The organism is Paractinoplanes polyasparticus (assembly GCF_019710575.1).
Taxonomy (GTDB): Bacteria; Actinomycetota; Actinomycetes; order Mycobacteriales; family Micromonosporaceae; genus Actinoplanes; species Actinoplanes polyasparticus.
In genome coordinates, this window is record NZ_JAHWFK010000045.1 from 118,415 (window position 1) to 132,373 (window position 13,959).

Below are 13,959 nucleotides of genomic sequence, written 5' to 3' on the forward strand. Positions count from 1 at the left end.
GGTGATCTTCCGGCCGCGCACGCCCCCGGGCTTCCACCGTCCCCGGGTCTCTCGTGACTGCGTGCGACCGTACTCGTCCCCATCAGCGCCTCGCTCCGACGATGGTACCGGCCTGGGTGCGGCGGCAGCCATCAGGTTTGCGGCGCGGCGGTGCTGCCCCTCACGACCAGGTGCGGCACCAGGACGATCTCGCTCGGGAGCGTACGGCCGTCGTCGAGGCGGGACACGGCGGCGAGCACCGCCTCGCGCGCCTGGGCCGGCGCGTCCTGGTTGACCGACGTCAGATCGATGTGGGCCAGGTGAGCCAGCGTGCTGTCGTCGTAGCCGACCACGGAGACCCGGCCGGGCACGTCGACGCCGGCGCGGACGAACGCGTCCATCAGGCCCACCGCCAGGCGATCGTTGGAAGCCACGACGGCGGTGGGCAGGTCGCCCCCGTCGGCCAGCCGGCGGCCGGCGCGCACGCCGCCCTCTTCGGTGTGGTCGCCCGGCAGCACCACGGCGGCCAGCCCGGCCCGGCGCATCGCCCGGCGGTAGCCCCGGCGGCGGGCAGCGGCCACCGCACCCCGCCCGCCGTCGAGGAAGGCGATGCGGGTGTGACCGAGACAGATCAGATGATCGAGGGCGGCGTCGACCCCGACGTCGTCGGCCGGGCGCACCACGTCGACCGCCACGCCGGGGGCCGTGCGGCCGACCACCACGCAGGGCACCTGGGCCGCCAGCCGGCCGAGCTCGTCGTCGGGCGCGTCGGGGCCGAGCAGGATCAGCGCCTCGCACCGGAAGTCGAGCAGGGTCTCGATGGCGCGGGGCTCGTCGTGACTGCGGGTGAGGGTGGACAGCACGACCTCGTAGCCGGCCCGGTCGGCCTCGACATGGATCTCTTCGGCCAGCTCGGCGTGGAACGGGTTGCGCAAGTCGAGCAGGACGCCCAGCAGGTGGCGCCGGCGGCGGGCGAGCAGGCTGGCCGTGCGGTCGGCCCGGTAGCCCAGCTCGGCCGCGGCCGCCAGCACGCGCTCGCGGGTCTCGGAGCTGGGACCGGGCGCGCCGCGCAGCACGAGGGAGACCGAGGCCGGCGAGACGCCGACGCGGGCGGCCACGTCGGACAGTCGCGGTCGCTGATCCACTCTTTCACTCCTCGTGCACACCTTGACACTCACCGAGATCAACATTGATAGTACAGGAGTTCTTAAAGCGCTTTAAATCCTCGATCGAGGCAGGTCCGCATGACACTTGGAGTCGCCGTGATCGGCGCCGGCATGGTCGGCCGGGCACACGCCAACGCCTACCGCCAGGCCGCCACCGTCTTCGGCCTCGACCAGCCCGCCCCCCGCCTCGTCGCCATCGCGGATGTGCACGAGCCGTTCGCCGCCGACGCCGCCGCGCGCTACGGCTACGCCCGCGCCGAGACCGACTGGCGAGCGGTCGTCGAGGCGCCCGACGTCGACGCGGTGAGCGTCGCCGTCGCCAACAGCCTCCACCGCGAGGTCACCGAGGCCGCCCTCGCCGCCGGCAAACACGTGCTCTGCGAGAAGCCCCTGGCCCCGAACGTCGCCGACGGCGCCGCCATGGCCGCCGCGGCCGCCGCCGCTCCCGGCCTGGTCGGCGCGGTCGGCTTCACGTTCCGCCGCTCCCCCGCCCTCAACGCACTGAAGCAGCAGGTCGAGGGCGCGCTCGGCCCGGTGCGCCACTTCGTCGGCAACTACTGGTGCGACTACGGCTTCGACCCGCAGCGCCCGATGAGCTGGCGCTACCAGGGCGGTCCCGGCTCGGGCGTGCTGGCCGACATCGGCAGCCACCTGACCGACCTGGCCGAGTTCTTCTGCGGCCCCACCAGCGGCGTCCAGGGCACGACGATGGCCACGCTGGTCACCGCACGCCCCCGGCCGCTGGGCGTCGCCGTGGGGCACGCCGGCGGCGTCCAGGTGAGCGACGAGCTCGTGCCGGTCGAGAACGAGGACGTCTGCACGTTCACCACCAGCTACGCGAGTGGGGCGGTGGGCACGTTCTCGCTGTCCCGGGTCGCCTTCGGCCACGCCAACACGCTCCGGGTCGACCTGTTCTGCGAGCGGGGCACCGCCTCGTTCGACATGACCCGTCCGGCCGAGTTCGGCATCATCGACGCGACGCCCGAGGTGTCGGTCAACGGCGCCCGCACTGTCTACATCGGCCCGTGGCACCCCTACGTGGCGCGCGGCCTCCCCATGGATTTCCCCACCGTCGGCCACGGCCAGAACGACTTCTTCGTCTACCAGGCCCGCGCCTTCCTCGACCAGATCGCCGGCGTCAAGGGCCTGCCGCCCTGCCCCGACCTGGCCCACGGCCTGCACAACCTGCGCGTTCTCGAGGCGGTCGTGTCCGCCACCGGCAAACCCACAACCCTCTGAGGAGACCCCTGCCATGCGCCTCGGTGCCTACACGGCGTGCCTGCACGACCGCTCCCTCGACGAAACGCTGAAGATCCTCGGCGAGCTCGGCCTGACCAGTGCCGAGATCAACACCGGCGGCTTCATCGCCGCGCCCCACATCCCCATCGACGACCTGCTGGCCAGCGCCGGCGCCCGCGAGGACTACCTGGGCCGCTACACCCAGGCCGGCATCACGCTGACCGGCCTCAACTGCAACGGCAACCCGCTCAACCCCGACCCGCTCGTCGGCCCGAAGCACGCCGATGACCTGCGGCGCAGCATCGAACTGGCCGCCCTGCTCGGCGTCCGGCGGGTGGTCACCATGTCGGGCCTGCCCGGCAGCGACGCGCGCGCCTCCGTGGCCAACTGGGTGGTGAACCCGTGGGACAGCCAATTTCTCGACGTCCTCGACTATCAGTGGCAAGAGGTGGCCGTGCCGTTCTGGCGCGACATCCAGGCCCGCGCGGCCGACGCCGACGTCAAGGTGTGCATCGAGATGCACCCGCAGAACCTCGTCTTCAACCCGCCCACCCTGCTGCGCCTGATCGAACAGACCAACGCCACCCACGTCGGCGCCGAGATGGACCCGAGCCACCTGTTCTGGCAGGGCATCGACCCCGTGGCCGCCATCAGGCACCTGGGCGACCGGGTGTTCCACGCCGCCGCCAAAGACACCCGCATCAACGACGACAACGTGCGCCTGTTCGGCGTGCTCGACGACCGTTTCACCCGCACCCCCGCCGACCGGAACCCGCTCAGCCTGGGCGGCGACAACACCCTCAACCAGTGGCCCACCCAGCCGTCCTGGCAGTTCGTGGCCGTCGGCCGCGGCCACGGCGACGACTTCTGGGTGCCCTTCCTGCAAGCCCTGCACGAGGTCGACCCCGACATGGCCGTCAACATCGAACACGAGGACACCGAACTCGACCAGATCGAGGGCCTGCGCCTGGCCGCCGAAAACCTCCTCGCCGCCGCCCGGAAAGCCGGCATCTGACCGAGGGACCCGAACCCCTCAACGCGGGCGGGGCGGCTCAGGGCGGGTGAGGGCAGGAAACGCCCGCAGGATCTCCGTTCGGAAGGCTTTGTAGAGGCTGCCATAGGTGCCGGTGGCGGCCCGCATCGCCTCCAGCGCCTGGAGTGCGGCGCGCAGCGGATCCGGGTTACCGGCGGCCCACAGGGCCGGCAGACCCAGAGCCCAGGGATTCAGAGACCGGTCGGCGAGCAACTCACCCGGGTTGCCGGTTCCCTGCGTGAGCACCATCCTCGCGGCGGGGGCGACGGAAGGCTCGTCGGCCAGCCTCGACAGCATCGCGCTGGTGACGGTGAATTCGGCGGGTAGGGGCTCGCCGCGGTCCAGCGCGGCCCACGCGGGTGCCAGCCAGTCGAGGTCCGCGATGCCGCCGGCCGTGAGTGCGCTGCGGGCGGCCCAGATCGCGATCTGCCGCTGGGCAGCATCGCCCGCCTCGACCACGGCGTCGACCAGGTCCCGGTCCTCCAGGGCGAAGCCGCGGACACTGTTGCCGAGCGCGCGCAGACGGTCGCTGGGCAGGCGGCCGCCCCAGCTCCGCAGATCGTCGTTGTGCCTGCGCTCCTTGACGCGGCGCAGACGCTCCTCCTGGACGCGGCTCTCGGCCTCGACCTGTTCCCAGAGGAATGCCGGGGCCGATGTCGAGGCCGCGTACCCGTGCCAATAGGCGGCCGCCTCACTGGTCTGCCGCACGATCACGTCAGGCGGCCGCGGGTCCAGGTCCGTCAGCTTGCCGCCGGCGCCCACCGGCCAGAACGCCAGCAGGTAGCGGTCGGGGCGGTGGTCCGTCTCGGTGTAGTCGCCGTCGGCGGTCTCGTCCGGGCCCCCCGGGTATTGCGCCTCGTCCATGCCGAGAGCGCAGTAGCGCACGCGGAAGGCCGGCAGCACCAGGCCGTCCGGCGCCAGGGACAGCGAGGCCAGGGCGCTGTCAGCCCACGGCACGAGGTCGACGGTGGCGGCTCGCGGGCGAAAGGGTACCTCGACGACCTCCTCCCATGCCGGGCCAGCGGCGGGCGGTTCGCTCTCATGCAGCTCGACCGTGAACCGGACAAATCCGGAGTGCGTTCCGGTCATCAGGAACAGTCCGCCCGGCACGCCGGCCCCGCAGAGCCCGTTCACCTGCCCGGCGAACGCGGCGGTCATGTCCGGCGCCTCGAAGCTCGTCACGTAGGCCTGGCTGTACGCGACCGGAACCAGGCCGTCGAAGAGAACCCGCACCGGCCGATCGTGCCATCAAGTAGTCACCCCGTGCCGGTGAAAGGCTTGACGCCGTCATCAATAGGTCGTGTGGCACTCACGCGGCCGAGTCGTCGAGCGCGGCGCGAGCAGCGTCGAGGAAGGCCAGCCGGGGCGGGTCCAGGCCGTCCCTCAACTCGAGCCCGCTGGGGGCGCCCTCCCAGACCGCGCCGTTCAGCATCAGGAAGTAAGTGCGGGCAGCATCGTGGACGGGTGGCGGGAACAGCAGGCGGATCATGCGCTCGGCCACCCAGAAGCGATTCATCACGTCCTGGGCCAGGGCCGGCCACTCATCTCCGTCCTGCCAGTCGCCGGGCCGCGAGAAGGCGCAGCGTTCTGCTTCGGCGGCCACGCCAACAAAGCGCTCCAGCAAGGCAAGCCGTTCGGCCCGGCGTGCCTCCGTGCGGGCTGTCGCCTGCTTGCCCTCCTCGATGCGGGCCGTCATGCGTTGCGTCGCGCGTTGCACCAGATACGACAGTCCGCCACCGAGAGCCACTCCCCCGAGCGACGTGAGAGCCGTCCATGTCTCCACCGCCATGCGGGCATGATCGCCGACCGTCTTCGTGCCGTCGACCCCAAGTTCGCGCCACGTCCGAGAATCGCCGAGCAGGGAGGGGTTGACGGCTCTATCGGTAAGTCGTAGCTTACCGTTCGTGGCCACTTACCAAGAGCCTGACGGGTGGGAGATTCTGGGGGATCCGAGCCGGCGCGCGATCGTCGAATGTCTGGCTGTGCGGCCGCGTGCCGTGGGTGAGCTCGCGGACGAGCTGCCGATCAGCCGGCCGGCGGTGTCGCAGCATCTGCGCGTGCTCAAGGACGCGGGGCTCGTCGAGGACGAAGCGGCCGGCACCCGGCGGGTCTATCGGCTCAATCCGGCGGGAGTCTCCGCGCTCCGCGACCAGCTCGACATGTTCTGGCGGCGGACCCTGGAGGGTTTTCAAGAGATCGTCGAGGACGAGGGGAAGTCATGACCGAGACAGTTCAGCGAAATGTGGTTGTGCAGGCGCCGCAGGCCAAAGCGTTCGAGGTGTTCACCGGGCGGTTCGGTGACATCAAGCCGCGCGAGCACAACCTGATGAGTTCGCCCATCGTCGAGACGGTGCTCGAGCCCCGGGTCGGCGGCCGCATCTACGACCGTGCCGAGGACGGCAGCGAGTGCGCCTGGGCGCGCGTGCTGGCCTACGACCCGCCGGTTCGGGTGGTCTTCAGCTGGGACATCGGCGTGCAGTGGACCTTGGAGGAGGACCCGCGGAACACCAGCGAGGTCGAGGTCCGCTTCATCGCCGAGGCGCCTGACCGCACCCGGGTCGAGCTCGAACACCGCCACCTCGACCGGCACGGGCCAGGCTGGGAGTCGTTGAACGACTCGCTGGGCAACGACCAGGGATGGCCGCTGTACCTGAGCCGCTTCGCCGCCCTGTTCCCGAGCGAAGCCTGACGGAGACCGAGTACGGGCTGAGGCGGAGGGAGCGGCATGGCGGAGCGCGTCGTTCTGGTCAACGGGTTGCCCGGGTCGGGCAAGACGACTCTGGCGACGGCGCTGGCGGCCGAGCTGGCGGTGCCGCTCATCTCGAAGGACGCGATCAAGGAGGCACTGGCGGCGGCCGTGCCGCAGGTTCCGGCCGCCGCCCTCGGGCGTACGGCGTCCGAGCTCATGTGGACGCTGGCCGCCGCCGTCCCGGGCGGCGTCGTGCTGGAGTCGTGGTGGTTCCGGCCGCGCGACCTGGCATTCGTCCGGGAGGGTCGGGGCCGGACGGGGGCTCGCCAGTTCGTTGAGGTGTGGTGTGACGTCCCGGGCGAGGTCGCGCGGGAGCGGTATGCCCGGCGCGCGCGGCCCGCCTTCTACGAGGACGAGCGGCACTTGGCCGAGTCGTGGGGGCGCTGGGTCGCCGAGGCCGCGCCGCTCGGTCTCAGCCTTGAGGTGCGGGTCCGCACCGACACCGCCGTCGACATCCCCGGACTGGCCCGGGCGGTGACCCGGTTGCACGAGCTGGTGCGCGCGGCAGACGAAGCTCCGGACGAGAGGCCCTCGGCGGCACGGTAGCGCCGGGGGCCTCGTCCTCAGTGGCCGGCGTGTTTCTCGACGTACTGGTTGATCTGGGTCAGGTTGAAGCGGGCGCTCTCCTCGGCTCGCTCCTCCCACGCGAAGACGCACACCGTGGCGATGCCGTCGAAGCCGACCTCGTTCAGCGTCGCGAAGAAGAGGTCCCAGTCGACCTCGCCCTGGCCCATGTCGAGGTGCTGGTGGACGCGGGCCGTGCTGCCGGGCGGGTTGACGATGTAGCGCAGGCCCGACGACGCACGGAAGTCGAACGAGTCGGCTATGTGGAGCTGGGTCAGCAGCGGGCCGGCGTAGCGGATGATCTCGGCCAGGTTGCCGCCCTGGTGGAACGTGTGCGGGCAGCAGTAGAGGAACGAGACCAGCTCGCTGTTGATGCCGCGGATCAGGTTGACCGCTCCGATGCCGTCCTCGAGGAAGTCGTCGGGATGGGGCTCGAGGACCAGGCGTACGCCCTCGCGCTCGAAGATCGGCAGCAGCTCTTCCATCGAGCGCCAGAACTGGGCCTCGCTCTCGGCGGCCAGCGAAGGGCGGCCGTTGAACTCGGAGTTCATGACGTTCACCCCGAGGTCGACGGTGATCTCGATGGCCCGCTTCCAGTAGCGGACCGCCGCCTGCCGCTCGTCCTCGTCCGGGCCGGACCATCGGTAGAGCGGCAGCACCGACGCGACGGACACCTCGGCGGCGGTGAGCTCCTTGCGGAAGGCTGCCACGCCGGCCTTGTCCACGCGTGGGTGCAGGAAGAACGGCAGGAAGTCGTCGCGCGGCGAGAGCTCGATGTGGTGGTAGCCCAGCTCGGCGACCACACGTGGCAACTCGAGCAACGGTGTCCGGCGCAGCATGTACGGGTCGAGAGCGATCTTCACGCGGCTACCTCCATCCCGTACAGCTTCGGGCGCTCCGCCAGAACCACCGGCACTCGTTCCCCGCTCCGCAGGGCGAGCACCCCGGCGTCGGAAACCACGGCGGCGGCGTACCCGTCCCAGGCGCTCGGGCCCACCGGCCGGCCGCCCGACCGCAGCGCGTCGATCCACTCCTGGAACTCCACGTCGTACGCCGCCAGGAACCGTTCGCGCCAGTCGGCCGGCACCGGGTCGGCGGACAGACCGGCCCGCCGCACGTGCACGGGACTCAGGGAACCCAGGGCGGCCGTCCCCTCCTCTCCCACGATCTCGCCGCGGATGTCGTAGCCGTACCGGATGTTGACCGACGTCTCCACGTCGACCAGCACCCCGGAGGAGAGCTCGAACAGCAGCATCAACGGGTCCTGCAGGTCACCGCCGAGACTGCTGCGGCGCGGCGTCAGCACCCGGACCGCCGTGATCTCGTCGTCGAACATCCAGCGGACCATGTCGATCTCGTGCACCGCGGTGTCGGTGATCGCCATTTCCTTCTCGTAGAAGCCGGGCACGCTGGCGTTGCGGTGGGCGCAGTGCATCATGAGCGGCGCCCCGATCTGACCCGTGGCGAGCACCGACTTCAGCGCCCGGTACGACGCGTCGTACCGTCGCATGTAGCCGACCTGCACGAGCCGGCTGCCGTGGGCCGCCTCCGCCTCGAGGATGCGCAGGCACGCCTCCTGCGTGGTGGCCAGCGGCTTCTCGCAGAAGACCGGCTTGCCCGCCGCGATCGCGGCCAGCACGTACTGCTCGTGGGTCGGTCCCCACGAGCAGACCACGACCGCGTCGACGGACGGGTCGGCGATGAGCGCCTCGCCCGACTCGAAGGCGGGCGCGCCGACCCGGGCGCCGACCGAAGCGGCGACGGCTGTGTCCACATCGGCCACGGCCGTCACCCGCACCCCGGCCAGCACCGACGTCATGCGGCGGATGTGGTCCTGCCCGATCATGCCGGTGCCGATGACTCCGACCTGCAGCATTCGCATCACCGCTTCAGCTCGTGGGACAGCTCCGTGAGCTCGTCACCGCCGGCCATCTGCCGGGTCAGCTCGTCCAGGCTGACCTGGCTGCGGTTCTTGTCGAGCGTGGTCGCGCCCAGCTTGAGGATCACGAAGTGGTCGCCGACCAGGTAGGCGTGGTGCGGGTTGTGCGTGATGAAGACGACGCCCAGCCCGGCGTCGCGGGCCGCGGCCACGTACTTGAGCACCACGCCCGACTGCTTGACGCCGAGAGCCGCGGTCGGCTCGTCGAGGATCAGCACCCGCGCGCCGAAATACACCGCCCGGGCGATCGCCACGCACTGGCGCTGGCCGCCGGACAGCGTACCGATGGGCTGGTTGATGTCCTTGACGACGATGCCCATCTTGCGCAGCTCGGCGTCGGCGATCTCCTTCATCTTCTTGATCTTGAGTCCGGCCAGCGGGTACTTGCCCGCGGTCAGCTCGGAGCCGAGGAAGAAGTTGCGCCACACCTCCATCAGCGACACCACGGCCAGGTCTTGATAGACGGTGGCGATGCCGTGGGAGAGCGCCTCGCGCGGCGACGAGAAGGAGACCTCCTTGCCGTCGACCCGCAGGCTGCCGTCGTTGTGCGGGTGCAGGCCCGACATGATCTTGATCAGGGTGGACTTGCCGGCGCCGTTGTCGCCGAGCACGCAGGTCACCTCGCCCGCGTTGACGCGCAGGTTGATGCCGCGCAGGGCACGGATCGCGCCGTACGACTTGCCGACGTCGTCCATCTCGATGAGCGGCTCGCCACGGTTGAGGTCCCGGTCGGCGTGCGAGGCCAGGGTGTCGGTCATCGCCTAACCCACCTTCCTGGTGGTGGACATCTTCTTGACGTAGAGGTTGACCAGCACCGCGAGCAGCAGCATGACGCCGAGGAAGGCCTTGAACCAGTTCGGGTCCCAGCCCGCGTAGATGATGCCCAGGCTGGTCATGCCGAAGATGAACGCGCCGATCGCGACGCCGACCGCGTTGCCGAAGCCGCCGGTGAGCAGCGTGCCGCCCACCACCGCGGCGATGATGTAGAGGAACTCGTTGCCGACGCCGCCGCCGGCCTGCAGCGTGTTGAACCGGAAGAGCTGGTGCATGCCGACGAACCAGCCCAGGAACGACACCGCCATGAAGAGGCCGATTTTCGTACGCACGACAGGCACCCCGACGGCCCGGGCGCTGTCCGGGTTGCCACCCACCGCGAAGATCCAGTTGCCGACGCGGGTGCGTTGCAGGGTCCAGGCCGCGAGCGCGACGAACAGGATCCACCACAGCACCGATGTCCAGACGGTCACCGGGCCGATCTTGAAGCTCGACGCGAAGATCTTGCCGAGGGAGTCGAACCCGTCGATGTTGCTGATGTCGGGCGACGACACCGTGCCGGTGACCAGCTTCGTGACGCCGAGGTTGGCCCCCTGCAACACGAAGAACGTGCCCAGCGTGATCAGGAAGCTCGGGATGCCGGTCCGCATCACCAGGTAGCCGTTGAGGAAGCCGATCAGCAGGCAGAAGACCAGCGACAGCGCCGCGCCGAGCCACAGGTTCACCCCGTAGTACCAGCAGAACATCGAGGCGAACAGGCCGGCCGTGTAGACGATGACGCCGGCCGACAGGTCGAATTCGCCGCCGATCATCAGCAGGCCGACGCCGACCGCGACAATGCCGATCACCGAGGCCTGGTAGAGCACGGTGAAGAACGACTCGGCCGAGCGGAACGACGGCGCGAGGGCCAGGAAGAAGATGAAGATGATGATCGCCGCGACCAGGGCGCCGATCTCGGGCCGGGCCATCAGACGGCTGGCCAGCCCGGCCCGGACACGGCCGGGCGGTTCGGATGAAGGAGCGGGCGCCGGCGCCGCCTCGACTGTCTGACTCATGACGACACCCCCGTCAGCGTGTGTTGTTCTTGGTGAACGGAATGATCTTGTCGATGTTCTCGCTGTCGACGAAGGAGGGGCCGGTCAGCACGGCCTTGCCACCGCCGATGTCGTTGCCGTTCTTCAGGTTCAGGTAGAGCGAGGTGACGGCCATGTAGCCCTGGACGTACGGCTGCTGGTCGATCGAGAACAGGATGTTGCCGTTCTTGATCTCCGTCGCGGCCTGCTCGTTGAGGTCGAAGGTGACCAGCTTGGCCTCGCTGCCGGCCTGCTCCTTGGCCTTGATCGCGTCGAGCGCCTGCGGGGCGCCGAGCGTGACGATGGCGTCGATCGACTTGTCCTGCGCCAGCTTGGCCTGCAGGGTCGAGGTCACGGCGGCGTCGTCGGCCCCGTTGACCTGGATGTTCTCGGTGCCGGCGACGGCCGACTTCACGCCCGCGCACCGCGCCTCGAGCGCCACCGAACCGGTCTGCTGGATCACGCAGAGCGGGTGCTTGGCGCCCTGCTGGGCAAGCCGCTGACCGGCGGTCGTGCCGGCGAGGGTCTCGTCCGAGCCGAAGTACATCAGCGCGCCCAGCTTCTGGTACTGGTCGAGGCCGGAGTTGAAGCCGACCACGGGGATGCCCGCGTCGGTCGCCGCCTTGACCGAGCCGGCCAGCGCGTCCGGGGTGACCAGCGTGGTGGCGATGCCGTTCACCTTGGAGTCGACCGCGTTCTGGATCAGCACGGCCTGCTTGGGCGCCTCGGGGTCGTTCGAGTACTTGAGGGTGACGCCCGTGTCCTTCGCGGCCTGGTTCGCGCCGTTCTTGACCTTGTCCCAGAACGTGTCGCCGGGCGTCTCGTGCGTGATGAAGGCGATCGTGTAGCCCGAGCTTCCGGCCGCGTTGCCGCCGCCGGCGTCGGTATCTTCCTCTTTCGCGCGGCCGCCACCGCTGCATGCCGTGGCGGCGACCAGCACCGCCGCCGAGGCGGCGAGTATCCGGAAGGTGCGTGTCCGAACGGTCATATCTTCTCTCCTGTGGCTGGACGGGGATCGGCGGCGGCCCGGGAGTGGAGGCCGACGGAGTTCAGGTAGGTGCGGGTGCGCTGCGCGATCGGCAGCGGCACGTCGAAGTCGACCGGGTACATGTCCTGCTCGACGACGACGAACAGCTCCGCGTCGAGTTCGCTCAGCGCGCCGAGGACGGCGGGGATGTCGGGCTCGCCGGCCGGGGGTTCGACGCTCGCGCCCTGAGCCACGGCCCGGCCGAACGCCAGGTCCTCCTTGACCGCGCGCTCGGCGATCACGGGGTCCATCTGCTTGATGTGCACGTAGCCGATGCGGTCGGGGTAGGCCCGGATGATGCCCGGCACGTCGGCCTTGCGGTAGGCCAGGTGGCCGGTGTCGAGGCAGAGCGAGACGTACCGGGGATCGGTGTCCTGCAGGAAGCGCTCGGTCTGCGTCTGCGTCTCGACCTGGTAGTCCGCGTGCGGGTGGAAGCGCATGTGGACGCCGTACTCCTCGAGGAGCACGCGGCCGAGCGTGTTGCTGTTGCCGACGAGCGCGCGCCACGCGTCCGGTTCGAGCTCGGCCGGCTCCAGGTAGGCGTTGGTCACGTCGTCGCGGTAGCCCGGCACGGGCACGAACACGACGTTCTTCCCGCCGACCGCGGCCGTCAGCTCGGCGACCTTCCGCGTCTCGGCGAGCACCGTGCCGAAGTCCTTGTGCGGCCCGCCCGCGCCGGCCACCGTGCCTCCGGCCACGGACAGGCCGCGGGCGGCCAGCTCGTCGTTCAGCTGGGCCGGGTCGGTGGGCAGATAGCCGTACGGCCCGAGCTCGAGCCAGGAGTAGCCGGAGGCGACCATCTCGTCGAGGAAACGGTTCCAAGGCGTCTGCTTGGGGTCGTCGGCGAACCAGACGCCCCACGAGTCGGGGCAGCTGCCCAGTTGCAGGTGACGAATCTCCATGAACAGGGGCTCCTAGCTCGCCGTGGGGAATTGCAGGGACGCGTCGTACGCGTGGGAGATGTGCGGCCATCGGGAGGTGACGACCTTGGCGCGGGTGTAGAACGAGACGCCCTCGGGCCCGTGCACGTGCTTGTCGCCGAACAGCGAGTCCTTCCAGCCGCCGAAGGAGTAGTAGGCCATCGGCACCGGGACGGGCACGTTGATGCCGATCATCCCGACCTTGACGCCCCGCTGGAACCGCCGCGCCGCCTCGCCGCTGCTGGTGAAGATCGCGGTCCCGTTCCCGTACGGGTTGCTGTTGATCAGCTCGATGGCCGCGTCCACGGTGTCGGTCCGCACGACCGAGAGCACCGGACCGAAGATCTCCTCCCGGTAGACCTCCATCGACGGTTCCACCTGGTCGATGACGGTCGGCCCGACGAAGAAGCCGTCCTCGAACCCGGGCACGGTCAGCCCGCGGCCGTCGACGGTGACCTTCGCCCCCTCCCGTTCGCCGCTGTCGATCAGGCCCTCGATGCGCTGCTTGGCCGCCGCCGTGACGACCGGTCCCATCTCGCTGGCCGCGTCCCGGCCGCTGCCGACCACCACCTCGCCCGCCTTGCGGTTGACCAGGTCGACCAGCGCGTCGCCGGCGCCCCCGACGGTCACCGCGGCCGAGATCGCCATGCACCGCTCCCCCGCCGACCCGAACGCCGCCGCGGTCAGGTGACCCGCCGCGAACTCGAGGTCGGCGTCGGGCAGGACGATCGCGTGGTTCTTGGCGCCGCCCAGGGCCTGCACCCGTTTGCCGTGCGCGTTGCCCTGCTCGTGGATGTAGCGGGCGATCGGCGTGGAGCCCACGAAGGACACCGCGGCCACGTCCGGGTGGTGCAACAACGCGTCGACGGCGGTCTTGTCGCCGTGCACGACGTTGAACACGCCGTCCGGCAGTCCGGCCTCCTGGAGCAGCCCGGCCACGTAGTTCGACGCCGACGGGTCGCGCTCGCTCGGCTTGAGCACGAACGTGTTGCCGCAGGCGATGGCCACCGGGTACATCCACATCGGCACCATGGCCGGGAAGTTGAACGGCGTGATGCCCACGCACACCCCGAGCGGCTCGCGGAAGCTGAACACGTCCACGCCGGTCGACGCCTGGTCGCTGTACTCGCCCTTGAGCAGTTGCGGGATGCCGCAGGCGAACTCGATCACTTCGAGGCCACGTTGCACCTCTCCCGCCGCGTCGGAGAGCACCTTGCCGTGCTCGTCCGAGATGATCTCGGCGATCTCCGTGACCCGGGCGTTGACCAGCTCGCGGAAATTGAACATGACCTTCGTGCGCTTGCTCAGCGAGGCCTGGCCCCAGCTCTCGAACGCCGCACGGGCCGCGGCCACGGCGGCGTCCACGTCGGCCGAGCCGGCGAGCACGACGTCGTGCTGCTGCCGGCCGGTGGCCGGGTTGAAGACGGGACCGGTCCGGTTGCCGGAGCCGGCGGTGAACTCGCCGCCGATCCAGTGCTCGATGGTTGCCATGACAG

General features: G+C 70.2%; 15 protein-coding genes. 5 read left to right on the forward strand and 10 right to left on the reverse strand.

The window, feature by feature from the left end; all coding sequences use genetic code 11:
• Window positions 1-131: 131 nt before the first annotated feature.
• Window positions 132-1,124, reverse strand: coding sequence for a LacI family DNA-binding transcriptional regulator (locus KXC43_RS37905; RefSeq protein ID WP_221381049.1), 993 nt, complete (start codon window positions 1,122-1,124; stop codon window positions 132-134).
• 99 nt (window positions 1,125-1,223) lie between these two features.
• Here KXC43_RS37905 and KXC43_RS37910 point away from each other — a divergent pair, with 99 nt between their 5' ends.
• Together KXC43_RS37910 and KXC43_RS37915 are read left to right on the forward strand one after the other, a co-directional pair.
• Window positions 1,224-2,384 (forward strand): Gfo/Idh/MocA family protein, encoded by a 1,161-nt coding sequence (locus KXC43_RS37910; RefSeq protein ID WP_221381050.1) that lies wholly within the window; start codon window positions 1,224-1,226, stop codon window positions 2,382-2,384.
• A 13-nt stretch (window positions 2,385-2,397) separates the two neighbouring features.
• Complete coding sequence (locus tag KXC43_RS37915; protein WP_221381051.1) at window positions 2,398-3,399, forward strand: sugar phosphate isomerase/epimerase family protein; 1,002 nt, start codon at window positions 2,398-2,400, stop codon at window positions 3,397-3,399.
• 18 nt (window positions 3,400-3,417) lie between these two features.
• On the opposite strand, the gene KXC43_RS37920 is transcribed toward KXC43_RS37915, so the two are convergent.
• Window positions 3,418-4,650 (reverse strand): hypothetical protein, encoded by a 1,233-nt coding sequence (locus KXC43_RS37920; protein ID WP_221381052.1) that lies wholly within the window; start codon window positions 4,648-4,650, stop codon window positions 3,418-3,420.
• Window positions 4,651-4,726: 76 nt separating this feature from the next.
• Complete coding sequence (locus KXC43_RS37925; protein ID WP_221381053.1) at window positions 4,727-5,206, reverse strand: hypothetical protein; 480 nt, start codon at window positions 5,204-5,206, stop codon at window positions 4,727-4,729.
• A gap of 115 nt (window positions 5,207-5,321) precedes the next feature.
• Here KXC43_RS37925 and KXC43_RS37930 point away from each other — a divergent pair, with 115 nt between their 5' ends.
• Genes KXC43_RS37930 through KXC43_RS37940 form a run of 3 tightly spaced genes read left to right on the forward strand, consistent with a single transcriptional unit; the run spans window position 5,322 to window position 6,712 of the window.
• Window positions 5,322-5,639 carry an ArsR/SmtB family transcription factor gene (locus KXC43_RS37930; protein WP_221381054.1) on the forward strand — a complete coding sequence of 106 codons (318 nt, stop codon included), beginning with the start codon at window positions 5,322-5,324 and terminating at the stop codon, window positions 5,637-5,639.
• On the forward strand, window positions 5,636-6,106 hold the full coding sequence (locus tag KXC43_RS37935) for an SRPBCC family protein (RefSeq protein WP_221381055.1): 471 nt from the start codon (window positions 5,636-5,638) through the stop codon (window positions 6,104-6,106). Before KXC43_RS37930 ends, KXC43_RS37935 begins: the two co-directional genes overlap by 4 nt.
• Window positions 6,107-6,142: 36 nt before the next feature.
• Complete coding sequence (locus tag KXC43_RS37940; RefSeq protein WP_221381056.1) at window positions 6,143-6,712, forward strand: AAA family ATPase; 570 nt, start codon at window positions 6,143-6,145, stop codon at window positions 6,710-6,712.
• A gap of 17 nt (window positions 6,713-6,729) precedes the next feature.
• On the opposite strand, the gene KXC43_RS37945 is transcribed toward KXC43_RS37940, so the two are convergent.
• The 7 genes from KXC43_RS37945 to KXC43_RS37975 are packed head-to-tail and all read right to left on the reverse strand — an operon-like array spanning window position 6,730 to window position 13,954.
• Entirely contained in the window at window positions 6,730-7,593 is an 864-nt protein-coding gene (locus tag KXC43_RS37945) for a sugar phosphate isomerase/epimerase family protein (RefSeq protein WP_221381057.1), read from the reverse strand.
• On the reverse strand, window positions 7,590-8,606 hold the full coding sequence (locus tag KXC43_RS37950) for a Gfo/Idh/MocA family protein (protein ID WP_221381058.1): 1,017 nt from the start codon (window positions 8,604-8,606) through the stop codon (window positions 7,590-7,592). The genes KXC43_RS37945 and KXC43_RS37950 overlap by 4 nt, the downstream gene beginning before the upstream one ends.
• Window positions 8,607-8,611: 5 nt before the next feature.
• Window positions 8,612-9,427, reverse strand: coding sequence for an ATP-binding cassette domain-containing protein (locus tag KXC43_RS37955; protein WP_221381059.1), 816 nt, complete (start codon window positions 9,425-9,427; stop codon window positions 8,612-8,614).
• A 3-nt stretch (window positions 9,428-9,430) separates the two neighbouring features.
• Window positions 9,431-10,498, reverse strand: a complete 1,068-nt coding sequence (locus KXC43_RS37960) for an ABC transporter permease (protein WP_221381060.1) — start codon at window positions 10,496-10,498, stop codon at window positions 9,431-9,433.
• 13 nt (window positions 10,499-10,511) lie between these two features.
• Window positions 10,512-11,504: a sugar ABC transporter substrate-binding protein gene (locus KXC43_RS37965; RefSeq protein WP_221381061.1), complete on the reverse strand. Its 993-nt coding sequence runs from the start codon at window positions 11,502-11,504 to the stop codon at window positions 10,512-10,514.
• Window positions 11,501-12,445, reverse strand: a complete 945-nt coding sequence (locus KXC43_RS37970) for a TIM barrel protein (RefSeq protein ID WP_221381062.1) — start codon at window positions 12,443-12,445, stop codon at window positions 11,501-11,503. The genes KXC43_RS37965 and KXC43_RS37970 overlap by 4 nt, the downstream gene beginning before the upstream one ends.
• Window positions 12,446-12,457: 12 nt before the next feature.
• Window positions 12,458-13,954: a CoA-acylating methylmalonate-semialdehyde dehydrogenase gene (locus KXC43_RS37975; RefSeq protein ID WP_221381063.1), complete on the reverse strand. Its 1,497-nt coding sequence runs from the start codon at window positions 13,952-13,954 to the stop codon at window positions 12,458-12,460.
• Window positions 13,955-13,959: the final 5 nt, after the last annotated feature.